General features: G+C 68.6%; 19 protein-coding genes. 12 read left to right on the forward strand and 7 right to left on the reverse strand.

The window, feature by feature from the left end; translation table 11 throughout:
* Window positions 1-7 precede the first annotated feature (7 nt).
* From ACL9RL_RS00160 to ACL9RL_RS00170, 3 genes are all read left to right on the forward strand, one after another.
* Window positions 8-1,279, forward strand: a complete 1,272-nt coding sequence (locus ACL9RL_RS00160; RefSeq protein WP_422778180.1) for a cystathionine gamma-synthase — start codon at window positions 8-10, stop codon at window positions 1,277-1,279.
* A 304-nt stretch (window positions 1,280-1,583) separates the two neighbouring features.
* A complete protein-coding gene (locus ACL9RL_RS00165) occupies window positions 1,584-3,020 on the forward strand; it encodes an APC family permease (RefSeq protein ID WP_422778181.1) in 1,437 nt (478 codons plus the stop codon).
* Window positions 3,021-3,287: 267 nt separating this feature from the next.
* Complete coding sequence (locus ACL9RL_RS00170) at window positions 3,288-4,208, forward strand: DUF4433 domain-containing protein (RefSeq protein ID WP_422778182.1); 921 nt, start codon at window positions 3,288-3,290, stop codon at window positions 4,206-4,208.
* Between the two features lie 86 nt (window positions 4,209-4,294).
* Here ACL9RL_RS00170 and ACL9RL_RS00175 read toward each other — a convergent pair whose 3' ends face one another.
* Window positions 4,295-5,740 (reverse strand): NAD-dependent succinate-semialdehyde dehydrogenase, encoded by a 1,446-nt coding sequence (locus tag ACL9RL_RS00175; RefSeq protein WP_422778183.1) that lies wholly within the window; start codon window positions 5,738-5,740, stop codon window positions 4,295-4,297.
* Between the two features lie 253 nt (window positions 5,741-5,993).
* On the opposite strand from ACL9RL_RS00175, the gene ACL9RL_RS00180 reads away from it, so the two are divergent.
* From ACL9RL_RS00180 to ACL9RL_RS00195, 4 genes are all read left to right on the forward strand, one after another.
* Complete coding sequence (locus tag ACL9RL_RS00180) at window positions 5,994-7,148, forward strand: ROK family protein (RefSeq protein WP_422778184.1); 1,155 nt, start codon at window positions 5,994-5,996, stop codon at window positions 7,146-7,148.
* A gap of 43 nt (window positions 7,149-7,191) precedes the next feature.
* On the forward strand, window positions 7,192-8,184 hold the full coding sequence (locus ACL9RL_RS00185; RefSeq protein WP_422778185.1) for a polysaccharide deacetylase family protein: 993 nt from the start codon (window positions 7,192-7,194) through the stop codon (window positions 8,182-8,184).
* On the forward strand, window positions 8,181-9,581 hold the full coding sequence (locus ACL9RL_RS00190; RefSeq protein ID WP_422778186.1) for an MFS transporter: 1,401 nt from the start codon (window positions 8,181-8,183) through the stop codon (window positions 9,579-9,581). Before ACL9RL_RS00185 ends, ACL9RL_RS00190 begins: the two co-directional genes overlap by 4 nt.
* 82 nt (window positions 9,582-9,663) lie before the next feature.
* Complete coding sequence (locus ACL9RL_RS00195) at window positions 9,664-10,215, forward strand: GNAT family N-acetyltransferase (protein ID WP_422778187.1); 552 nt, start codon at window positions 9,664-9,666, stop codon at window positions 10,213-10,215.
* A gap of 31 nt (window positions 10,216-10,246) precedes the next feature.
* Here the strand turns inward: ACL9RL_RS00195 and ACL9RL_RS00200 are convergent, their stop codons facing one another.
* Window positions 10,247-11,143 carry a glycoside hydrolase family 25 protein gene (locus tag ACL9RL_RS00200; protein WP_422778188.1) on the reverse strand — a complete coding sequence of 299 codons (897 nt, stop codon included), beginning with the start codon at window positions 11,141-11,143 and terminating at the stop codon, window positions 10,247-10,249.
* 205 nt (window positions 11,144-11,348) lie between these two features.
* On the opposite strand from ACL9RL_RS00200, the gene ACL9RL_RS00205 reads away from it, so the two are divergent.
* A complete protein-coding gene (locus ACL9RL_RS00205) occupies window positions 11,349-12,917 on the forward strand; it encodes an MFS transporter (RefSeq protein WP_422778189.1) in 1,569 nt (522 codons plus the stop codon).
* Between the two features lie 163 nt (window positions 12,918-13,080).
* On the opposite strand, the gene ACL9RL_RS00210 is transcribed toward ACL9RL_RS00205, so the two are convergent.
* Complete coding sequence (locus ACL9RL_RS00210) at window positions 13,081-13,938, reverse strand: amidohydrolase family protein (RefSeq protein WP_422778190.1); 858 nt, start codon at window positions 13,936-13,938, stop codon at window positions 13,081-13,083.
* A gap of 79 nt (window positions 13,939-14,017) precedes the next feature.
* A complete protein-coding gene (locus ACL9RL_RS00215) occupies window positions 14,018-15,022 on the reverse strand; it encodes an aldo/keto reductase (RefSeq protein WP_422778191.1) in 1,005 nt (334 codons plus the stop codon).
* A 386-nt stretch (window positions 15,023-15,408) separates the two neighbouring features.
* Between ACL9RL_RS00215 and ACL9RL_RS00220 the strand changes: the two genes are divergently transcribed.
* Complete coding sequence (locus tag ACL9RL_RS00220; protein WP_422778192.1) at window positions 15,409-15,792, forward strand: hypothetical protein; 384 nt, start codon at window positions 15,409-15,411, stop codon at window positions 15,790-15,792.
* Window positions 15,789-16,574, forward strand: a complete 786-nt coding sequence (locus tag ACL9RL_RS00225; protein ID WP_422778193.1) for a hypothetical protein — start codon at window positions 15,789-15,791, stop codon at window positions 16,572-16,574. The genes ACL9RL_RS00220 and ACL9RL_RS00225 overlap by 4 nt, the downstream gene beginning before the upstream one ends.
* Window positions 16,575-16,625: 51 nt before the next feature.
* On the opposite strand, the gene ACL9RL_RS00230 is transcribed toward ACL9RL_RS00225, so the two are convergent.
* The 3 genes from ACL9RL_RS00230 to ACL9RL_RS00240 all read right to left on the reverse strand — a co-directional run bounded on the left by ACL9RL_RS00230 (window position 16,626) and on the right by ACL9RL_RS00240 (window position 19,881).
* Window positions 16,626-17,537, reverse strand: coding sequence for an SMP-30/gluconolactonase/LRE family protein (locus tag ACL9RL_RS00230; RefSeq protein WP_422778194.1), 912 nt, complete (start codon window positions 17,535-17,537; stop codon window positions 16,626-16,628).
* Between the two features lie 182 nt (window positions 17,538-17,719).
* Window positions 17,720-18,652 (reverse strand): LysR family transcriptional regulator, encoded by a 933-nt coding sequence (locus ACL9RL_RS00235; protein ID WP_422778195.1) that lies wholly within the window; start codon window positions 18,650-18,652, stop codon window positions 17,720-17,722.
* 5 nt (window positions 18,653-18,657) lie between these two features.
* Window positions 18,658-19,881: an ROK family protein gene (locus ACL9RL_RS00240; RefSeq protein ID WP_422778196.1), complete on the reverse strand. Its 1,224-nt coding sequence runs from the start codon at window positions 19,879-19,881 to the stop codon at window positions 18,658-18,660.
* Window positions 19,882-20,103: 222 nt separating this feature from the next.
* Between ACL9RL_RS00240 and ACL9RL_RS00245 the strand changes: the two genes are divergently transcribed.
* A complete protein-coding gene (locus tag ACL9RL_RS00245; RefSeq protein WP_422778197.1) occupies window positions 20,104-21,045 on the forward strand; it encodes a carbohydrate ABC transporter permease in 942 nt (313 codons plus the stop codon).
* 5 nt (window positions 21,046-21,050) lie between these two features.
* A complete protein-coding gene (locus ACL9RL_RS00250; RefSeq protein WP_422778198.1) occupies window positions 21,051-22,019 on the forward strand; it encodes a carbohydrate ABC transporter permease in 969 nt (322 codons plus the stop codon).
* Window positions 22,020-22,031: the final 12 nt, after the last annotated feature.

The raw sequence follows: 22,031 nt of genomic DNA on the forward strand, positions 1-22,031 counted from the left end.
CGTCACGATGAGCAGCAACGAGAGCAGCAACAGCAGCAACGCCGACGACGCGAACGACGCGAACGCCAACGGCACGACCAACGGCACGACCAACGGCACGAACGACGGCACGACCGCGACGCCGGGGTTCGCGACGCGGACCATCCACGCCGGCCAGGAGTTCGACCCGCGCACGGGTGCGATCATCCCGCCGATCTACCAGACGTCGACGTTCGTCCAGGACGGCGTCGGCGGCCTCCGCGGCGGCTACGAGTACAGCCGCTCCGCGAACCCGACGCGCTCCTCGCTCGAAACGCAGCTCGCCGCGCTCGAAGGCGGCGCGCACGGCCTGTCGTTCGCATCGGGTCTCGCAGCGGAGGACACGCTCATCCGCGCCATCGTGCAGCCGGGTGACCACATCGTCCTCGGCAACGACGCCTACGGCGGCACCTACCGACTCATCAACCGGGTGCATGGCAAGCAGGGCGTCGAGAACACCACCGTCGAGATGTCCGACCTCGATGCGGTGCGCGCCGCGATCATCCCCGGCCGCACGAAGATCCTGTGGGTCGAGACGCCGAGCAACCCGCTCATGAAGATCAGCGACATCGCCGCGCTCGCCGAGATCGGCCACGCGGCCGGCGTGACCGTCGTTGTGGACAACACGTTCGCATCGCCGGCCCTGCAGAACCCGCTCGCGCTCGGCGCCGACGTGGTCGTCCACTCGACGACGAAGTACCTCGGCGGCCACTCCGACGTGCTCGGCGGCGCCCTCGTCCTGAACGACGAGGACCTCGCGGCGGAGATCGGCTTCCTGCAGTTCGCGGTCGGTCCGGTGTCCGCGCCGCTCGACGCGTGGTTGACGACCCGCGGCATCAAGACGCTCGCGGTGCGCATGCGTCAGCACAGCGAGAACGCGCAGGCGATCGCCGAGTACCTGGAGCAGCACCCGGCCATCGAGCGGGTCTTCTACCCCGGTCTGCCGTCACACCCGGACCACGAGCTCGCGAAGCGTCAGATGTCGGGCTTCGGCGGGATGCTGTCCGTCGCGCTCAAGGCCGGGCGGGAAGCAGCACTGCAGTTCGTGGAGAGCACGGAGCTGTTCAGCCTCGCTGAGTCGCTCGGTGGTGTCGAGTCGCTCATCGGCTACCCGTCCGAGATGACGCACGCCTCGGTCAAGGGCACGGCGCTGGCGGTGCCGGAGAACGTCGTGCGGCTGTCGGTCGGCATCGAGGACGTGGCGGATCTCATCGCGGATCTCGATGCTGCGCTCGCGAAGCTGGACGCCCCCGCCGTGTAGGCGGGCGGCGACCGGTACCGGGCTTCCCGCCCCCAGCATCCACCGACCCCGCCCACGGCTCACTACCCACCCCTACCCTGTTCGCAATTCCGGAATTCCTGCGCCGAATGTGGCGAAATCGGCCGAAAAACGCTGATTTCGTCACTCCTGTCACATAAATTCCGGAATTGCGGACAGACGTGGGCGGCGGGTTGTGGGCGGCGCGATGCGAGCAGCCGTCGCGCGATAGGCGGATGGCGGGAAATCGTGGGAGGGTGCCGCTTCTGCCATTGGAGGCGGCGTGGGAGATGGGCAGGCTTGGGGGATGACCGCTCCGCTCCCCACCGTTCCGCCCGCTCGAACTCGCCGGGAGAGCAGCGGCGGCGCCGGGATCAGCGAGAGCTCCGGGAGCGCCGCGACCTCCGAGAGCAGCGGCAGCGCCGGGAACAGCAGGCACAGCAGGTACACCGGGAGCAGCGATGACGCGACAGCGGCCGACCACGCATCGCACGGCACGATCGGACTGACCCTCGGCTCCGCCCTCTACACCGCGGCGGTCCTCGGCACCGGCATCCTCCTCCTGCCGGCGCTCGCTGTGCAGGCGGCCGGCCCCGCATCGATCGTCGCGGTCATCGCGGTGCTGCTGTTGTCGATCCCGCTCGCCGGGACGTTCGCGGCACTCGCATCGCGGCATCCGGATTCGGGCGGCGTCGCGACCTACGTCCGCATCGCCCTCGGCCCGACCGCCGCACGGATGACCGGCTACTGGTTCTTCTTCGGCGTGTGCGTCGGCAGCCCGGTCGTCGCGTTGCTCGGTGCGCAGTACGTGGTCGCGAGCATCACTGGGCCAGAGTGGGCAGTGTACGTCGTCGCGCTCGCGATCCTTGTGGTGCCGTTCACGGCGAACGCGATCGGTCTGCGCCTCGCCGGCCCGTTGCAGCTCGCGCTCACGGGCGCGCTCGTGCTGCTCGTGGTCGGTGTGGTCGCGGTGTCGGCTCCCGCGGCGGATCCGGCCAGGTTGCAACCGTTCCTCCCGCACGGTTGGGCCGGTGTCGGGCTCGCGATCAGCCTGTACGTTTGGGCGTTCGCCGGGTGGGAGGCGGTCACACACATCGCGGGGGAGTTCCGGAATCCGAAGCGGACGATCCCGTGGGCGACCGCGATCGCGGTCACCGTGGTCGGACTCGCCTACCTGGCGTTGCAGGTCGTGACGGTCATGGTCCTCGGCGACCGCGCCGGAGCGTCGAGTGTCCCGTTGCTCGACCTCGTCGATGCGACGCTGCCTGGCGCCGGACGGGTGGCGGTGACGGTGGTGGCCGTCATCGTCGCGGTCGGGGTGCTCAACGCGTACGCGGGGGCGTTCGCGAAGCTCGGGGCGTCTCTCGGGCGCGATGGCGACCTGCCGCGCTGGTTCGCGAAGGGCGCGGAGACCGGCGGGGTTCCGCGGCGCAGTCTGCTGCTCGTCGCCGTGCTCGCGCTCGTGTATCTCACCGCCGTGTGGGCGACGGGTGGCGGTCTGCAGCCGTTCGTCCTCATCCACACGAGTTCGATGGTGTCGGTGTACGCGCTCGGTGTCATCGCCGCGCTGCGGTTGTTGCCCAGATGGACCGCGGGGTGGTGGATGGCGCTCGTGTCGGCCGTGCTCGTCGTCGGGTTGCTCGTGCTCGCCGGTGTGCATCTGCTGGTTCCGGTCGCGTTCGCGGTCGTGGCCCTCATCGTGACCGCCGTGAAGCGGCATCGCTCGCCAGTCCAGCGCTCCTGACCTACCCCGGCCTGCCCCCAATCAGCCCGCGAACTGTCAGTTGTGGCTGCTCTGACGCCCTGTGAACCAGCAACAACTGACAGTTCGCGAGCAGGTGCGGGGCGGGATGGAGGTGCGCGGGAGCAGTGAGGAACGGACGAGCGAGCGGATGCTCAGGCGACGCGGACGAAATCGTTCTCCAACACGCGTACGCTTGTCTGAGCGGCTCGTCACCGCGTCGCCTGCGCAGTCGAAATCCCGTCGAGCCGAACACCTGAAAGGGTTGCCTTGAGCGACGAATGCATCCACGGTTTCGAAGACGGCCTCTGCGCCAGCTGCTTCCCGAAGCCCGTCCCCGAGGTCGTTGCACCCGCACCAGCCGCCGCCCCGAAGCGTCGGACCCGCCTCGCCCCCAGCTCGCTCCGTGAGCCGGTGTCGACCGCTGGCGCCACGAGCCTCCGCACCACGACTACCAGCACCACAACGACGACCGCCCCGCGCGTGCAGCCCGCGACCCGGCCGGCCGGGGGCTCCAAGCAGCCGCCGTTCAACGCCGGGCAGCAGCGCCTCTACCACGTGACCCACATCCGCAACCTGGAGGGGATCCTCGCCGACGGTGCGATCTTCGCCGACGAGAGCATGGGCTGGAGCGGCGACCCGGCGGTCGACATCACGGCCGAGCAGTATCGCGAGGACCGTCGCAAGACGGAGCTGGCCGGCGTCCCGGACGGGACCGTTTCCCAGTTCGTGCCGTTCGCGCTGACGCCGCACGCACTCCTGTGGGAGCGCATCCGCTCCGGCGAACCCGACTACCGGCTGTCCGGCGATGCGCTCGCCTCAGCGATCAACGACTTCGTCGTCCTCGTCACGACCGTCGATGCGGTGTCCTCCGCGGTCGACGCGTCGGATGCGGCCGAACGTTCGATCATCGTGACCGATGGCGATGCTGCGCGCGTGCTCACCCGCATCGCCGCGAACAAGGTCAGTGCGCACCGCATGGTGCAGCGGCTCGTGAACGACGAGGACCAGACCGCGCTCATCGAGGGCGAGGTGCTCGTGCCGGACAACGTGCCGTTCGAGCGGATCCTCGTGATCGGCGTCGGCACGGTCAACGTGCGTGAGACGGTGAAGCGGATGGTCGCTGCCGCCGGCCACAAGACCAAGGTCGCCGCGTACACGCCCTGGTTCCAGCCCGGCGCCGAGGGCTGAACGACTGTCCGCCCCTCGCCCGGCCTCAGCGCGCGAGCTGAGGCCGAGTGGCGGGACCGAGGCGGGCGAAGGCCGAACGGCGACGACTAGGCCTGAGCGATGAGCTTCTTGACGAGGTACTCCTCGACGGCTTCCGGACCGCCCTCTGAACCGTAACCGCTCTCCTTGCGACCGCCGAAGAAGGTGTCGCGGGCTCCGACGCCGAAGCGGTTGACGCTCACCATGCCGACGTCGAGGCGACGCGGCAGACGCAGCGCACGCGTCGCATCGGCGGTGAACACGTACGCTGCGAGGCCGTACGGCAGGCTGTTTGCACGCTCGACGACCTCGTCCTCATCCGTGAACGTCGTGGTCGATGCGATGGGCCCGAACGGCTCGTCGGTCATCGTGAGCGCGTCGTCCGGGACGCGCGTCAGCAGCGTCGGACGGTAGAAGTACCCGGTCGAGTCGTCCCCGTGTCCACCGGCGGCGAGGCCGGCTCCCCTGGCGATCGCGTCGTCGACGAGCGGCTGCATCGCGGCGTAGCGGCGGGCGTTGGCAAGCGGGCCCATCTCGGTGGCCGGGTCGAAACCGTCGCCGATGCGGACCTGTTCGAGGAGCTCGGCATAGCGGGCGACGAACGCGTCGTGGATGCTCTCGTGCAGGTAGAAGCGTGTGGGGGAGCCGCAGGACTGGCCGGAGTTGTGGATCTTGCTGCCGAGCGATTCGCGGGCGACGGCGTCGATGTCGACATCGTCGAACACGATGACGGGCGCGTGCCCGCCGAGCTCCAGCATGGTGGGCTTCGCGACCGCGCCGGCGAGCGTCGCGAGGTGCTTGCCGACCCCGATCGAACCGGTGAACGACACCTTGCGGATGACGCGGGAGGAGATGAGGCGTTCCGAGATCTGCGCCGGGTCGCCGAACAGGAGGCTGAGGACGCCGTCGGGCAGTCCTGCGTCCGTGAGGGCGCGCGCGAGGGCGACTGCGCTCGCGGGCGTCTCCTCCGCGGCCTTGATGATGACGGTGCAACCGGCAGCAAGCGCCGCAGCGACCTTCCGGCCGGGGACGGTGAGCGGGTAGTTCCACGGGGCGAACGCCGCGATCGGGCCGATGGCCTCGGAGACGACGATCGTGCGTCCCTCGTCGGCGCCGACGGGCAGCACAGCACCGAAGCGGCGGGGCGCCTCGGTTGCGAGGGAGTCGATGATGTCCGCGGTGTAGTCGACTTCGCCGAGGGAGTCGCCGTACGGCTTGCCGTTCTCGAGCGTCATGGCGGTGGCGATGTCGGCACGGCGCTCGCGCAGGAGGTCGGCTGCGCGCATGAGGATCGCGACGCGGCGGTGCGGCGAGGTGTCCCGCCACGGCACGAACTCGCGGTCGGCTGCGGCCAGGGCGGCGTCGATGTCGGCTTCGACGGCGAGCGGGACGGCGCCGATCTCGGCGCGCGTCGCGGGGTTCTCGACCGGGGCGCTCTCGCGCTCAGCCGTGCCGATCCAACGGCCGTCGACGAGGAATTCGATCGCGGGGTACTGTGCGGTGCTCGTGGACATGGGGGCGACGACCTTCTCTTCATTGACGCGGTGACGCTGGTTACCAGCTCTTCGAGCGTACCAGGGAAACCGCATTCCCATCCCTGGAGGTGGAGATTTTCCGATGCCGCATTCGGGCCGGGGAAGGCCGGGGGAATCGGTGCCGGCATCGCAAGCGGTCCAGGTTCGCGCGATGCCCGCTCCACTCTGGTCGAGTATGCAACTTTGTGTCATACTCGTGCCAGCACATCCACATCGACGTCGGAGGCAGCCCGTGGAACCCGTCTTGGCCGGACCCCAGGCGCTCCTGCGCTCCCTCAACGCCCGCGCCGTGCTCGACGTGATCGATGCGCAGCACCCCATCGGTCGGCCGGAGATCGTCACGGCGACAGGGCTCTCCCGGACCACGATCGCCCAGACCCTGCAAGCGCTCGTGGACAGCGGCGTCGTGGTGTCTGCCGGCCTCGACACCACGAGGCGGGGACCGGCGGCGACCGTGTATCGCATCGATCCGAACGCCGCGGTCGGCATCGCGGCCCACTGCTCGGCCGAAGCCGTCTCGGTGGCGATCGTCGATGTGGCGGGGGCCGTCCGCGCGACCGCCCGCACGCTCGGTGTCGGTTCGGACCCGCGCGCACGAGCGGAGGAGATCAGCCGTCTCGCCCACGACTGCCTCGCGGAATCGAGTGTGCCTGGGGCGGCATCCGCCGTGCTCGATCACGCGGTCATCGGTGTCCCTGGCATCGTCCAGCCCGACCGCCGGACGCTGCGGTCCGTGCCCGGATTCGAGGTGGGCGGGACCGCGCTGCACGACGCATTGACCGCCGGTCTCGGCTGCCCGGTGGTGATCGAGAACGACCTCAACCTGTCGGCGATCGCCGAGCAGCGCGTCGGCCGCGGCAGAGCGCTCGACACCTTCGTGGTCCTCTCCCTCGAGTCCGGATTCGGCGCCGGCCTCATCGTCAACGGCCGGCTCTTCCGCGGCTCGGCCGGCGGCGCGGGCGAGGTGGCGTTCCTGCCGTACCCGGGGCTGCAGCTCGGGGAGGAGGCCCTCGGCCGATGGGCGGTCGCCGAGATCGCCCGGTCGGAGGGCCTGGATCCGCTCCGCTCGCTCGCCGATCACCTCCACGATGCGGGCGAGGGGAGTTCCGGCGCCGAGCGCATCGCGACCGAGGTCGCCAGGCGGATCGCGGTCGCCGCGGCCGGCATCGCGCTCGTCCTCGATCCTGAGTCGTTCGTCCTCACCGGCCTCGCAGCGCACGACCAGCTCGCGCCGCGCGTCGCCGCATTCGCCGACACACGGATGCAGCAGCTCCCGCTGCGATTCGTCACCTCCGACCTCGGACATCGCGGGACGATCACCGGCGCGACAGAGCTCGTCCGAGACGCCCTCCGTGAAACGGCGTTCGCCGCCGCCATCGGCCAGTGAACAACCCAACCCGATCCCTCAACGACGAAGGAACTCACCCACCATGACCACTATCCCCGGCGCCGCGCCCTCCGGTCTCATCGAACGACTCGGCCACAGCCCGGACACCCGCGCGATCATCCTCAACGCCGACGACTTCGGCATGTGCCGTTCGGCCAACCACGCCATCAGCGAGCTGCTGCGCGGCGGTCGTCTGGACTCGGCGACCGTGATGGTGCCGTGCTCCTGGGCACCGCAGGCCCTCGCGTTCGCGGCGGCGAACCCCGACGTCCAGGTCGGTGTGCACCTCGTGCTCACGAGCGAGTGGCAGCGGTACCGGTGGCGTCCGCTCACCGGCATCGGCACGAGTCTGACCGATGACGCCGGCTACTTCCCGGCGGATGTCGCGACGGTCGAACGCCAGGCGTTGGATGAGGACGTCGCTGCCGAGATCGCCGCCCAGCTGACGGCCGCGCTCGACGCCGGCCTCGACGTGACGCACCTCGACAACCACATGGGTTCCGCCTACGGACTGGAGACGGGCCGGTCGTTCCTGCCGCAGGTGTTGTCGCTTGCGGCATCGGCCGGGCTGCCGTTCCGGCTCCCGCGCACGATCGAGGGCATGGGTCTCGATCCGTCCGTGCAGGCGGTGCTGGGCCGGATGACACAGGCAGCAGACGACCTCGGCGTGGTGATCCTCGACCGCTTGTGGACGCATCCGTTCGAGCTCCGCGGCGAGGGCGGTCCGGACGAGGAGCGCTACGACGACGTCAAGGCGGGCTTCATCGAGCTGCTGCGGCAGGTGGGTCCCGGCGTCACCGAGTTCTATCTGCACCCGATGATCGATGACGCCGAGCTGCGCGACATCGCGGACTACGGTGCCGCGAAGCGTGGCTACGAATACCGGCTGCTCGCGGATCCGGACGTCGAAGCGGTCCTGGCCGAGGAGGGTATCGTGCGCGTCGGATGGCGCGACCTCCGCGCGGTGCAGCGGGCGGGACGCGACGGCGGCGCATCCGGCACCGAGGCGAACAGCACCGAAACGGCCACCCGATGACCGGCCTCGTCGCGCGAGTGCGCGATCGCCGCCTCGTCGGTGCTCCCTCCCGCCGGGTCACGATCGCCTTCGGGGCGTCGGCGTTCCCCATCCAGCTCATGGCGCAGACGTTCTCGGCGTTCGTCGTCTACTTCTACGCCGATCACCTGCACGTCCCCGCCGAATGGGTGGCCGGCGCGATGATCGTGCACGGCATCATCAACGCCGCCCTGAACCCGTTGATCGGCGCGGCGTCCGACCGCATGTGGACGAGGTGGGGGCGCCGGATCCCGTGGATCGGGTTCGGGATCGTGCCGATGGTCGTGGCGTTTATGTTGGTGTGGATGCCGCCGGCGCTCGACCCCATCGGTCTGCTCGTCTGGTTCGTCGTCATCGTCGCGGTGTACGACCTCACGGTCGTCGCCGTGGTGCTCAACGTGTCGGCGCTGTTCCCGGAGATCTTCCGCACAACGGCCGAGCGCGCCAAGGGCAACGTGCCGAGGCAGCTCTTCGGGCTGTTCGGGATGATCCTCGGCACGGCCGGTGCGCCGCTGCTGTACGGGACGATCGGATGGCCGGGCATGGCCATCGGCCTCGGTGTCGCGTGCTTTGGCTTCTTCGTGTGGTCGTTCACCGGGATGATCGAACGCCCGGTCGAACGTGCCGTCGTCGCCGAGCGGGAGGCCGCGACGCCCTGGCGGGAACAACTGCGGTACACCTTCGCGAACCGCGCCTTCGTGACCTACGTCCTCGGGTCGCTCGCCGTGCAGACGGCGACGTCCATCATCATCGCCTCCGCTCCCTTCTATGTGCGATACGCGCTCCACGAGCCGGAGACCGCCGGGACCCCGCTGCTCGCGGCGATCTTCGTGTCGGCCATCCCGGCGATCATCGGCTGGTCGTGGGTGGTGCGTCGGACGTCGCCGCGGACCTCGCTGCTGTGGTCGGTGGGGATCTTCGCGATCGCGTCGCTCGGCTACGTGCTGCCGACCGGGATCCTCGGGGCCGTCGGTGTGGGCGTCGGCGTCGGTGTGGGTGTGGCCGGGATGCTGCAGCTGCTCGAGGTCGCGCTGAGTCAGATCATCGACGAGGACGAACGCCGGACGGGCCTGCGCCGGGAGGGTGTGTACTTCGGGGTGAACGGGTTCGTCGTGCGCGGATCGGTCATCGTGCAGGCCGTCGCCGTGGCCGCCGTGCTCACGTCGACGGGGTACGACCCCACGCTCGGCGCCGATCAGGGCGAGGTGGTCGCGACCGGTGTGCGGACCCTGATGGGTGTGCTGCCGGCGATCGCCGCGGCCATCGGCTGGGTGTGCTTCTGGTTCTATCCGCTGCGCGATCGGGACGTTCGGGCAGCGGACGAGGTGTCGCTCACGCCGACGCCCGCTCCGGCCCCCGCGCCGACTCCCGCGCCGTGAGCCGATGCGCGGCGGGCGCCCGCCGCGAATCGGTTGCCGCTCGCGAGGACAGGCGGGCGCAGGGCGGATGAGAGGATGAAGCATGCTCGCTGAACTCGCTCTGCCCGTGGCCATCGAGACGCGATCGGGGGCGATGACGATGCGGCGCGCGCAATCGACGGACCTCGATGCGCTCATGCGGCTGCTGGCCGACGACGAGGTCAGTCGGACGCGTGGCGACGTGCTCGCGCCGGAGGATCGCCCCCGCTATGCGGCGGCGCTCGAGGCGATCGCGGCCGATCCGTCCAACGATCTGCTTGTGGTCGTCGATGCTGGCGGTGAGCTCGTCGGCACGCTGCAGCTGACGCGGATCCCCGGGATGGCGAGACGCGGATCGGTTCGGCTGCTCGTGGAGGCCGTGCGGGTGAGCAGTGCACTGCGGTCGTCGGGCATCGGCGGTGCGATGATGCGATGGGTGACCGATGTCGCGGCGCCAGGGCTCGAAGCATCCCTCGTCCAGCTGACCTCCGACGCCGTCCGCACCGACGCCCACCGCTTCTACGAACGTCTCGGCTTCACGCCGTCCCACCTCGGCTTCAAGTTCCCCGTCCCGGCCCGCGAGGGGTCGCAGATGGCTAGTGGCAGCCCTGCCTGACTAGCCATCTGCGACCCCTCGCGGGATGGAATCAGGTGGCGGGCGGCTGCCAGCCGAAGCGGGTGAAGAGGTCGGCGCGCGCGAGGTCGCCATCGACGTCCCCGTCGAACCCCGGTACGCGCGCTGCGGACGTGAATTGCCAGACGGTCCACTCCGTCCACCAGGCGATGGCCGGTTCCTGGCCGATGTCACCGTCGTCATCGCCCCAGTACGCGATCCACAGCGGGTTGTCGGTCAGTGCAGACCAGTCGCTCCCGTTCATGAGCGTGCGATTCATATACAGGAGCACCTGCACACCGGGGTAGCTCTGACGCACGACGTCGATCCAGCGGCCGACCTCTGCGGGAGTGAAGGGACGCGTGTCCGTGTCCGGTTCGCTTTCGATGTCGAGAGCGATGACGTCGCCCGGCTCGATGTCGGCCGTCCGGACGAAGAACTCCGCCTGGGCTTCGACGCCGAGCTTCTGCCCGTTGAACCAGTAGTGTCCAACCGGCAGTCCTGCCGCTCGCGCTCCGGCGAGCTGTTCCGCGTATCTCGGCGCGACGTACGGCGCATCGTCCGCATTTCCACCGCCTTGCTTGATGATCGCGAACTCGCCGCCTCCGTCAGCGAACATCGCGAGGTCGATGCCGGCCTGCGGGCTCGCGATGTCGATGCCGAACACGGTCCCGTCTGGAGGGGCCGGAATCGCATTCGGCGACGCTGCAGCGTCGCGCGCAGGGACCGAACGGTCCTGTCTGGACTCCCGATCGAGGGCCTGGCGGCGGGCCGCCTCGCTCATGCTCGCCTCGGAGCTGCGGGTTCCGTTGATATCAGCTCCGTTCCCGTCGCTTGCATCGCCTCCGTGCGCCGATGCGGCCTGTGCGCCCAGGCTCGCGATCAGCATGCCGAGCACCAGCGCTGCGGTCGTCCTTCTTCGTTGCCTCATGATCAACTCCTTCGTGTCGTCGCGTGAGGCAGGCACACCCCGTCGCATTCCTATAAACCACCTTATACACCAGCCCGCGAGGGGTCGCAGATGGCTCGTGACGGCCCTGCCTGACTAGCCAGATGCGACCCCTCGCGGGCTGGATGGACGGGAGCGTGACGGCAGAATTGATCTCAAGTTGACTTGAGAAGATAGCCTGACGGGTATGACGACGAACGCCGCCTCCCCAGAACAGCAGACACCGGGAGGCGACGGAACCGTCGGCCAGACGGATCAGACCGCACAGGCAGCGCAGGCCGGGCAGGCCGGGCAGACCGGGCGGACGGATCAGACCGCACCGCCCGCAGACGGCATCTTCTCGGGCCCGTTCCTGTGGGTCACGATCGGCGCCCTCTCGCTCATCTTCCTTGGCGCGTTCGAGTCGCTCGCCGTGACGACGATCATGCCCGTCGTGAGCGCGGAACTCGACGGCGCGTCGCTCTACGCACTCGCGTTCGCCGGCCCGCTCGCAGTGAGCGTCATCGGCATGGTCGCGTCCGGGACCTGGTCGGACCGGTCGGGCCCTGTCGCCCCGCTCATCGCATCGATCGTGTTGTTCATCATCGGCCTGCTGCTGGCCGGCACGGCGACGACGATGTGGATGCTCGTGCTCGGCCGGCTCGTGCAGAGCCTCGGCTCCGGGGCGATGACGGTGGCCCTCTACGTGCTCGTCGCCAAGATCTACCCGCCGACACTGCACACCCGCATCTTCGCCGGCTTCGCGGCCGCGTGGGTCGTCCCATCGCTCGTCGGCCCGTTCGTGGCAGGGGTCGTCGCGCAGCGGATCAGCTGGCACTGGGTGTTCCTCGGCGTCGTCGGCCTGGTCGTGATCGCTGGGGCGATGATGCTCCCCGCGTTCCGGATGCTGCGTGCGCAGGCGGGCGATGCACCGGAGCCCACCGGCTCCCGCTGGGACCTCGTGCGGCTCGGTTGGGCGCTCCTCGCGGCGGTCGCGGTGCTCGTCATCAACATCTCGAACCAGTTCTCCGGCTGGACCGCGTGGGCCGTACCCGTGGTCGGCGCGGTCGTGGCGATCCTCGCGCTGCGGCCCCTGGTCCCGCGCGGCACGCTCACGTCGAGGCGCGGTCTGCCGAGCGTGATCCTGCTGCGCGGCCTCGCATCGGCTGCGTTCTTCGGCGCGGAGGTGTACCTGCCGTACCTCATGACGCGTGAGCACGGCATCGATCCTGAGGTCGCCGGACTCGCGCTCACGGGCGGTGCCGTCGCATGGGCAGGCGGATCGTGGCTGCAGGGGAAGATGGACACACGACTCTCCAACGCGACGGCGGTGCAGATCGGCTCCAGCCTCCTGCTCGTCGCGGTGAGCCTCGCGCTCGTGACGGCGCTCGCCGGTCTGTCGCTCGCCGTCCTCATCGGCGCGTGGGTCATCAGCGGGGCCGGTATGGGGCTTATGTATCCGCGACTGAGCGTGATGACGCTCGCCTACTCCGACCCGGGGACCGAGGGCTTCAACAGCTCGGCGATGTCGATCTCCGATGCACTCGGCGGGGCGCTGGCGCTCGCGGCGACGGGCATCATGTTCACCGCTGTGGATCGGGTCGCCGTGTCGCTTCCCGTGGGCGAGGTGCTGCAGGGCGGACTGGCGTTCGCGGGATGCTTCGCGATCACGGTCGTCGCCGCCATCGCCGCCGTGGTGCTCGCGCGGCGGGTCGCGGTGCGGCCGGTGCGCGGTGCGGCGTCGGTGGACACGGGGTCGGTGGCGGTCGCGGTGTAGCGACGGCTGGTTCGAGCGGTCGATGCGCTGTGCACCCGGCAGCCTGCTCGCTCGGCTACGCCTGCCTGAGACAAGGAGAACCGCGCGAGAGAAGGTCTGATCCGCGGATCGGCACCTTCTCTCGCGCGGTTCTCCTTCTGCCGTGCGGCGGGCCCGTGCGGCTCTACGCGTCCAAGCGGTAGAACGACGCAGCCGTGCCGCCGAGCACGGCCTCGCGCTCGGTCGGGCTCAGCAGCCGCAGGTTGTCGGTCAGCGCGTCGAGCACGGACCCGTAGCCGTCGGCGGCGAGCAGGCACACCGGCCAGTCCGACCCGAACATCGCCCGCGACGGCCCGAACAGTTCCAACACTCGTTCGACATACGGATGCAGCGTCTCACTGCTCCACGACGTCCAATCCGCTTCCGTGACCATGCCGGACAGCTTCACAGTGACGTTCGGCAACGCTGCCAGGGCGCCGATCCTGTCCGCCCACTCCGCATCCCACCCCGATGCGATGGGCGGCTTGGCGATGTGATCGAGCACGAATCCCAGCTCGGGGAACGCCCCGACCGTCTCCGTGGCCGCCGGTAGTTCGCGCGCCCGGATGAGGAGGTCGTACCGGAGTCCGCGGTCGGAGATGGCTTGGAGCCCTCGCCGGACGTCCGCCCGGAGCAGCCACGCGGCATCGGCTTCGTCGTGCACCTGGTGGCGGATGCCGACGAGCAGCCGGCCGTACTCGTCGGTCAGCGCGTCGAGCTGATCGCCGACGGCGGGTGAGGTCAGATCGACCCACCCGACGACGCCCTTCACAAACGGGACGTCGCGTGCCGTGCGGAGGAACGCCGCGGTCTCCGCGACATCGGACACCGTCTGCACGAGGACGGTTCCATCGATGTGGTTCCGTATCAGCTCCGGCTGCAGATCGCCCGGCTCGAACGGCCGCCGGACGGGGTCGAGGGCCGCGCCTTCCATCCACGGGTAGTGGAATGACGCCGGGTTCCAGAAATGGTGATGGGCGTCGATGCGCGGGGTCGGGGTCATCCTGGGCTCCTGGTTTCTCGGGCGACTTCTCGGGCCGTTTCTCGGGCGATTTCTTGGGCGGTTCTCGGCCGGCGTCGTTCTAGCGGCCGGCGGGCACCAGCACGTCCTCGGCGAGGAGTCCCTCGGTCTGCAGGCGGCGCCAGAGCGCACCGGGGATGGGGACGTCGAGCAGGTCGAAGTCGTCCTGGAGCTCTGTGGCCGAGCGCGCACCGATGAGCAGGCTCGCGACCGCTGGGTGGGCGAGCGGGAACTGGATGGCGGCGGCGGCGAGCGGCACGTCGAAGGAGCGGCACACCTCCTGGATCCGCTGGGCGCGCTCGATGCGGGCCTCATCCGCAGGGACGTAGTCGAAGCGGGCGTCTGGCTTCGGGTCGATGAGGATGCCGCTGTTGAACACGCCGCCGACGATCACCATCGTGCTCCGGTCGGTGCAGGCCGGCAGGAGGTCGGCCATCGAGCTCTGGTCGAGGAGGGTGTATCGGCCGGCGAGGAGGACGACGTCGAGGTCGCACTCGCGGACGAGGTCGGTGAGGACGCCGGTGGAGTTCATGCCGGCGCCGATGCCGCGCACGACGCCTTCCTCACGCAGGTCGTGGAGGGCCGCGTAGGCGGTGGTGCTGGCCTCGGCGAAGTGGTTGTCGGGGTCGTGGAGGTTGAGGATGTCGACGCGGTCGGTTCCGAGTCGTTCGAGGCTCTCCGCGAGTGAGGTGCGGACGCCCTCGTAACTGAAGTCCCAGACCGGTCCCTGCTCTGGGACGTCGGTGTAGAACGGCTGCCCGTCGAAGTATTGGCTCTCGTCGCGCGGTGCGCCGGCGCGCAGCAGACGGCCGACCTTCGTCGAGATCACGACCTCGTCGCGGGGCGCGCCCGCGAGCCCCTGCGCGAGCCGACGTTCGGCGAGGCCGTGCCCGTAGAGCGGAGCCGTGTCGAAGTAGCGGATGCCGGAGGTGCGCGCGAGCTCGATCGTCTCGACGGCCTGCTCGTCGGTGACGGTGCCGAGGAAGTTCCCGAGCGACGCCGTCCCGAGGCCCAGCCGGGGGAGTTCCAGTCCGTGTTTGCCGATGGGGTTCGCGGTCTGCGGCATGCTTGTCCTTCGTCGTTGATGGGGACCCGCGCACTCGGGCCCTGCATCGATTCAGCCAGTTCCGAACGCCTCGGACAATGCCGAAGCGCGGATACCGCTCATCCGGGGAGTGGATGCGCGCAGCCGGCCGATGCTCGATGGCGATTCCGCCGGTTCAATTCTGGCGGACGGCGACGGGACGGCGACCCGGGCGGCGGCCCAGCCCGCCACTCGGGGCCGCCCGGGAAACGCTCCCGGATCGCCATGGCCACGTCTGGAGGGCGCGCCTCGCGTGTTTCTTGAAGCAAGGAGTCAATTTTTGTGCGTGTTCTGTGCGGATTCCTTGATACTTTTCTGTCGAAAGTGGGATCACGAGCGTACTCTGGAGTGAAGGTGAGGAGATCAACATGAGCGGAATCGATATTGCCGGAGCGGCACACGCGCGTACGGCTCGTCTCGACGTCCGGGAGATCACCCGGCGATTGAACGCAGCGCTCGGCGCGACACTCGTCGCTGCCTTGGCAGGGAGCAAGGACAGGTCGATCAGCAACCGTTGGGCCAAGGTAGACGGTCCGGTGCCCAAACCGGAGACGGTGCGTCGATTGCAGTTCGCCTACCGCCAGTGGGAGCAGATCGCTCAGGCAGAGAGCGAGCACGTAGCGCGGATGTGGTTCATCAGCGCCAACCCGTTGCTCGGCGAGGAAACCCCGATCGATGCGATTCGCGAGGACCGGTTCAAAGAGACGGCTGCAGCCGTGGAGTTCATGGTCGACGACAGCTTCGCCGGATGACGCAGCGCACCTGCGCGGCAACAGGTCTCGTGTTGTTCGACGGACCCGTCGTCGCCCATCGGGTGGCACGGGAGTCGTACGGGCCGCTGCGACCGCTGATGCGTCCGGACGAGGATGCCCGAGACGCGTGGTCCAGATTTGACACCCCAGGTAGGACGATCTACGCCGCAGCGGATTCGTCGACCGCATACGCGGAGGCGCTCGCTTGGGCGAGACAGGACATCGCGAACGAGCGCAGGGAGCTGTCGAAGACTGCTGCCCACTTCGGGCTGAGCATCGAAGACCTGTGGGCTGACATCTGGGATGAATGGCATGCGAACGAGAGCATGGCTCCAGGGTGGCTGCCAGCGGTGTGGCGCGGCGGTCGTCGCCGGTACGAGGTGCGATTCGGGCGAGGGCCCTGGGTCGACATCGACCACAGTGAGACGCTACGTGTGATCAGTGGCGTACTGAGGGAAGAACTTGAAACGAGGTGGGGCGTCTGTGGCGGCCTCACGCTCGCGGATGTGAAGTCGGAGCGTCGTGGGGTCACGACCCGCATCGCCGAATGGCTGCGCGAGACCGTCACGCTCGACGATGGATCGCAACCGCTCGGCGTTCGGTTCTCATCCAAACTTGGCCGCTTCGGCGATGGTGAAGGGACATGCTGGGCGTACTGGATGAGACAGTCGGATGCAGGTCTTCAGGAAACCGGTGTGACGGCCGACAGTGGCTCGGATATCGAAGCGGATGATCCGGCGTTCGGGGCCGCTCTCCGCCTGCACGGTATTCAGTCTCGCTAAGGGACAGGCAGCACAGGCGCGGGTGACGCAGAAGCCGAAGCCAGCCGCCACTCAGGCGGCGAACGGCGCGACGCGGACGCCGGGGACCGACGCCTCGATGCGGTGCACGGCCGCCGCGGTGACCGCGACATCGGCCGTGACGTACAGGCCGCCGGTGGCGTCGAACGCCAGACCGGACGGCGACGACGCATCGATGTCGACGGTGCCGATGAGGGAACCGCTCGGATCGATGCGGCGCACCTGACCCGCCGAACGGACGCCGAACCACAGGAATCCGTCGGCATCGACGGCGAGCCCTGCCGGATCACCGGGGAGGTCGAGCGCCGCAGCAAGCGCGAACTCGCCCACGACACCCTCGTCCATCAGGAACCGTGCGGCGTACAAGGACCTGGTGCCGGCATCGAGGAGGTACATCGTCGAACCGTCGGGGCTCCAGCCGAGACCCGTCGGCCGGACGAACCCTCGCGATGCGCCGATGCTGCCCTCCGTGCCGTCCCAGCGGCGGAGACGGCCTGAACCTGGGCCGCCGGCAGAACCAGAACCAGAACCAGTACCATCAGCACCACCGACCCCGCCCTCACTCACCGCCCACAACCTCCCACGCGGGTCGACCTGCGCCACCGCGAGCCGTCCCTCGCTCACCGGCAGCACCTCGGTCAGGAACACCTCGCCCTGCGAGACATACCCGAAACCGCCTCGGGTCACGAGGGCGTAGCCATCGGCCCTGCGTCGCGGGAACACGCCGATCGCCGATGCCGACAGCGGGATCTCCCACTGACGCAGGCCCGCGCGTGCTGGGCGGTCGGTGGGCGATGCGCTCGCCGCATCGACCTCGTTCACCGTCTGACCGTCCACACCGACCCACACGATCGTGCCGCAGCGAGCGTCGAAGACCGGGGCGGATCCGAAGCCGCTCGAGCTGGGCGTGACGGCCTGGGGGAGGGGGTCGGTGTCGACGCTCATCTGGGCTCCGTGCTCTGTCGAGGGCGAACGGTTCAAGGAACCGTGTTGCCTCTCCATTGCCGCATGCGGGGCCGTCGACCTCAACGCCGAGTTGCGGATGCGCACTATCCGAGCTTCGGATGGATGCATCCACACCGCGGATGCAGGACCGAACCGCGCGAGGACAAGCCCCGCCGCACCCCTCAGCCCTGCGGCGGAACCGGTGTCGTCCCCGGCGGGATCGGGCTCGCCCGCACCTGCTCGATGAACGCCTGCGACGCCCGGCTGAGCGGTCGCTCGGTGTGCCACCACACGGCGACCTCGCGGTAGCGGTTGAGGTCCCTGATCGGCCGCTTCTCAAGGCCGTCCTGGCGCACCATGTCGACGGCGAGGAGGTTCACGACACCGATGCCGAGTCCCTCGCGGACCATCGCCGCAAGCGTCGTCGGCTGCTGCGACACCGTGCCGATGGGCAGCTCGGTGTAGCTCGCGTGCAGCGCCGCCTCCGCCTCGTGCCCGAGGTAGGAGTCGAGCAGCGGGTTGCCGATCGTGATGACCCGGGCCGCCGACAACTGCTTGACGGAGACCGAATCTTCCTCGGTCAGTGGGTGGCCGGTCGGCAACAGGACGACGAACGGCTCCCGCCAAAGCGAACGGTAGGTGAAGTTGCGGTCGAGCGGCGCCGGTCGGACGGGACGGAGGGCGACGCTCACACGCCGGTCGCTCAGCGCGGACTCGATCGACTGGATGTCGCCGTCGAGCACACCGATCTCCAGCTCTGGGTTGTCCGCCCGGAGCGCGGTGATGACCGACGGCAGGAACGATGCGCTCGCGCTCGCGAAGCTGGCGACGCGGACCGTCCCGGTGAGCCGTTCCTTGCGGTGCTTGTGGTCGGCCAGTTCGTCCGCTGCCGCGAGGACCGCTCGGGCCTTCGGCAGCAATTCTCTGCCGTCCTCGGTCAGGGCGAGGGGCCTGACCCGGCGTTCGATGAGGGTGCAGCCGAGCGCGCGTTCGAGGTTCGCGATGTGGGCGGAGACCCTCGGTTGGGAGAGGTGGATGGTCTCCGCCGCTTTGGAGAAGCCGCCGGCGTCGACGACTTCGACCCAGGTGCGCAGCCAGACGAGTTCGAGTGACATGCGGCTCACCCCTCCGTCAGGGTCCGGTCGACCATCGAGCGGATGACCGACGACGCGGATCCGCGCGCCCAGTCCTCGAAGGTGTGCGCCCGGGTCACGATGGTGCACTCCGCCGCCGACCCGAACGCGTGCTCGTCGAAGGACTCCCGGACGCGCCGCTCGAACAGGTCGTAGTTGGTGACGGACTCGCCGGCGAGGAGGATGACGCTCGGTCCGACCAGGTTGGCGAGCGTCGCCATCGCGAGTCCGATCATCGATCCGGCGCGTTCGAAGGCGAAGCCGGCGTCCGCGTCGCCGGAGCGGGCGAGTTCCACGGCTTCCCGCATCGTGAGCAGCGGGTCGAGCTTGGCGGCGCGGATGGACTGCAGGATGGCGCTGGAGGAGGCGACGGCTTCGACGCAGCCGCGGCGGCCGCACGGGCACACGGCGTCGACACCGGCGAGTGGCAGGTGTCCGAGTTCGCCAGCGACGCCGTGGGCGCCGCCGACGACGTCGCCGTTCACGTAGACGCCGCAGCCGATCCCGGCGCCGATCGTGACGATCGCGAACGAGCTCGTGTCCACGCCGATGCCGAACCACTCTTCGGCGATCGTGAGCGCGCGCACGTCGTTCTCGACGATGACGGGGAAGTCGAAGCGGTCCCGGAGGAGTTCGCGGACGTGGACGTGCGTCCAGTTGAGCCTGGCCGAGGCGCGCACGACGCCGTGCTCCCGGTCGACGTCTCCGGAGAACGCGATGCCGGCGCCGATGATGCGTTCCGCGTCGGCGCCGAGCTGGTCGGTCAGTTCCTGGACGACGTCGGCGATGGATTCCATGACGTCGGCGACGGCGATGGACGCCAGCTGGCGGTGCACGGAGTGGAGGACGTTGGCGCGGAGGGTCGTGACGACGCCGAAGATCTCGTTGACGCGCACGGTGACGCCGATGGCGAGGAGTGCTTCCTCGTTGACGCTGATGGGTTGCACGGGGCGGCCGGGCGATGCGGACGGCATGGTGTCGTGGGTCGTGATGAGGCCGTGCTGGATGAGCCGGTTGACGGCTTTGGTCACACCGGCCTGGGACAGCCCGGTGCGGTTCGAGACGTCGATGCGCGCGATGGGGCCGTGTTTGAGCACTTCGGCGAACACGCGTGAGAAGGCCGGGGCCTCCTCCATGTGCTCTTCCGCTGCGGTGCTCCCCGGTCGGTTCACCGACAGTTCGTCGGTCGTCGTCTGTGACAATCCGGTCATCCCGTCCCCCTGCTTCCCTGCGTTCAACAGCGTAGCCCGGGACTTTGCAGGCAACGCCGACAGCAAATACTTTCCTAAGTTAAGCATAGTTTTGATAACGGCGGCGGTGATTTCGCGATTCTCTGAAATCCATTACTTGACAAAGAAATGTAATCCGATCTATCGTCACACCAGTCGGCTCCACGCTGACGGCAACGAGGCCAAATGGTCAAAGGAGACTCCGTGACAACGCTCGCGAACCCCAATAAGCACGCCGCAGAGCGCGCGAACCTCCAAGCGAGGCAACGCAACCCATCGCACCGCAAGGACTGGCGACTCGCCATCTTCCTCATCGCACCGGCGTCCATCGGCTTCATCATCTTCGCCGTGTACCCGACACTGCGCGGGCTCTACCTGAGCTTCACCGACTTCAAGGTCCTGTCGCCGCCCGTCTGGACGGGATTGCAGAACTTCCAGACGCTCCTCGGCGACAAGATGTTCTGGCAGTCGCTCGGCATCACCGTCTACTTCGTGATCCTCGCGGTCGCCTTCGGCATCACGATCTCCCTCGTCACCGCCGTGATCCTGCACCGGCTCACCGGATCCACCGTCATCCGCGGCCTCGTGATCCTGCCGTTCCTCATCTCCGGTGTCGTCGCGGCGCTCGTCTGGCAGTGGATGCTCGACCCGCAGCTCGGCATCATCAACATCCTGATCACGAAGCTCACCGGCAGTCCCATCATGTTCCTGGGTTCGCAGGAATGGGCGATCCCCTCCATCGCGCTCATCAGCGCGTGGAAGTCGATGGGGTACAACGCGATCCTCATCGTCGCGGGTCTGTCCACGATCCCCAACGAGGTGTACGAAGCCGGCCAGATCGATGGTGCGAACGAGTTCCAGATGTTCCGTCGGCTCACGCTGCCGCTGCTGCGACCGATCCTCGCGATGGTCATCGTCCTGACCGTGATCGGCTCGTTCCAAGTCTTCGACATCGTCCAGGTCACCACCAAGGGCGGGCCGGCCAGCGCCTCGAACGTCCTGCAACTGTACATCTACGACAAAGCGTTCAACCAGTTCGACTTCGGGTACGCCGCGACGATGTCCCTCGCCCTGTTCGTGATGCTGATCGCCATCACCTTCGCCCAGATGCGCCTGCTGCGCGCCAACGAATCAGATACGGACTGATCACCATGACCACTGCTGCGCCTGCACCGCTGCTGTCGCCGACCGACCAGGTCGCCGAACCGACCAAGCGTCCGCCCGGGACGCGCATCGCCCGGAAGAAGAAGTTCTCGATCGGCCGCGCCGCCGCGTGGACCTACATCGTCGGCTTCCTCCTGGTGACGGTGTTCCCCTTCTACTGGATCGTCCGCACGGCGTTCTCCAACAACTACGCGCTGAGCACCGATCCGTCATCGCTCCTGCCCGTCGGATTCTCGTTCGATGCGTTCGCCCGGGTCCTCGGGTTCGCCTCGCGGGCCGAGGCGCTCGCGGCCGGCGGTTCCGGAGCGTCGCTCGACATCCCGCTGTATCTGCGGAACTCGGTGATCTACGCGGGGTCGTTGACGGCGATCGTGGTGCTCAGCTCGGTGCTGGCCGCGTATGCGTTCGCCCGGCTGCGGTGGAAGGGCCGGAACCTCGTGTTCTCGATCCTCCTCACCGCGCTCATGGTGCCCGGCATCCTGACGCTCCTGCCGAACTTCATCCTCGTGAACGACCTCGGCCTCATCAACACCTTCGCTGCGCTCATCCTCCCCGGTGCGTTGTTCTCCGCGTTCAACATCTTCTTCCTGCGGCAGTTCATGCTCGGGTTGAGCAGTGAGGTGGAGGAGGCGGCGCTGATCGATGGGGCCGGACCGCTCACGATCATGTTCCGGATCACGCTCCCGATGACCTCGGGTCCCGTGGTGACGCTGTCGATCCTCACCTTCATCGGCACCTGGAACGACTACTTCTGGCCGTTGCTCGTCGGCAACGACCCGTCGGTCCGCCCGTTGACGCTCGCGCTGGGTGTGTTCCAGCAGGCGTCGCCGCAGAGCCAGCCCGACTTCGCCGGGCTTATGGCCGCGACCCTCGTCGCCGCCGTGCCGATGCTGCTGCTGTTCGTGATCTTCGGCAAGAAGATCGTCAACTCGATCGGCTTCAGCGGCATCAAGTAGACCCTGGCGGCG

The organism is Plantibacter sp. Mn2098, assembly GCF_049319745.1.
Lineage (GTDB): Bacteria > Actinomycetota > Actinomycetes > Actinomycetales > Microbacteriaceae > Plantibacter.

Excerpts from the sequence above, each read along its gene's own strand:
- ACL9RL_RS00160 (WP_422778180.1), top strand. The coding sequence starts at position 8 with ATGAGCAGCAACGAGAGCAGCAACAGCAGCAACGCCGACGACGCGAAC.
- ACL9RL_RS00165 (WP_422778181.1), top strand. The coding sequence starts at position 1,584 with ATGACCGCTCCGCTCCCCACCGTTCCGCCCGCTCGAACTCGCCGGGAG.
- ACL9RL_RS00175 (WP_422778183.1), bottom strand. The coding sequence starts at position 5,740 with ATGTCCACGAGCACCGCACAGTACCCCGCGATCGAATTCCTCGTCGAC.
- ACL9RL_RS00185 (WP_422778185.1), top strand. The coding sequence starts at position 7,192 with ATGACCACTATCCCCGGCGCCGCGCCCTCCGGTCTCATCGAACGACTC.
- ACL9RL_RS00190 (WP_422778186.1), top strand. The coding sequence starts at position 8,181 with ATGACCGGCCTCGTCGCGCGAGTGCGCGATCGCCGCCTCGTCGGTGCT.
- ACL9RL_RS00195 (WP_422778187.1), top strand. The coding sequence starts at position 9,664 with ATGCTCGCTGAACTCGCTCTGCCCGTGGCCATCGAGACGCGATCGGGG.
- ACL9RL_RS00200 (WP_422778188.1), bottom strand. The coding sequence starts at position 11,143 with ATGAGGCAACGAAGAAGGACGACCGCAGCGCTGGTGCTCGGCATGCTG.
- ACL9RL_RS00205 (WP_422778189.1), top strand. The coding sequence starts at position 11,349 with ATGACGACGAACGCCGCCTCCCCAGAACAGCAGACACCGGGAGGCGAC.
- ACL9RL_RS00210 (WP_422778190.1), bottom strand. The coding sequence starts at position 13,938 with ATGACCCCGACCCCGCGCATCGACGCCCATCACCATTTCTGGAACCCG.
- ACL9RL_RS00215 (WP_422778191.1), bottom strand. The coding sequence starts at position 15,022 with ATGCCGCAGACCGCGAACCCCATCGGCAAACACGGACTGGAACTCCCC.
- ACL9RL_RS00220 (WP_422778192.1), top strand. The coding sequence starts at position 15,409 with ATGAGCGGAATCGATATTGCCGGAGCGGCACACGCGCGTACGGCTCGT.
- ACL9RL_RS00225 (WP_422778193.1), top strand. The coding sequence starts at position 15,789 with ATGACGCAGCGCACCTGCGCGGCAACAGGTCTCGTGTTGTTCGACGGA.
- ACL9RL_RS00230 (WP_422778194.1), bottom strand. The coding sequence starts at position 17,537 with ATGAGCGTCGACACCGACCCCCTCCCCCAGGCCGTCACGCCCAGCTCG.
- ACL9RL_RS00235 (WP_422778195.1), bottom strand. The coding sequence starts at position 18,652 with ATGTCACTCGAACTCGTCTGGCTGCGCACCTGGGTCGAAGTCGTCGAC.
- ACL9RL_RS00240 (WP_422778196.1), bottom strand. The coding sequence starts at position 19,881 with ATGACCGGATTGTCACAGACGACGACCGACGAACTGTCGGTGAACCGA.
- ACL9RL_RS00250 (WP_422778198.1), top strand. The coding sequence starts at position 21,051 with ATGACCACTGCTGCGCCTGCACCGCTGCTGTCGCCGACCGACCAGGTC.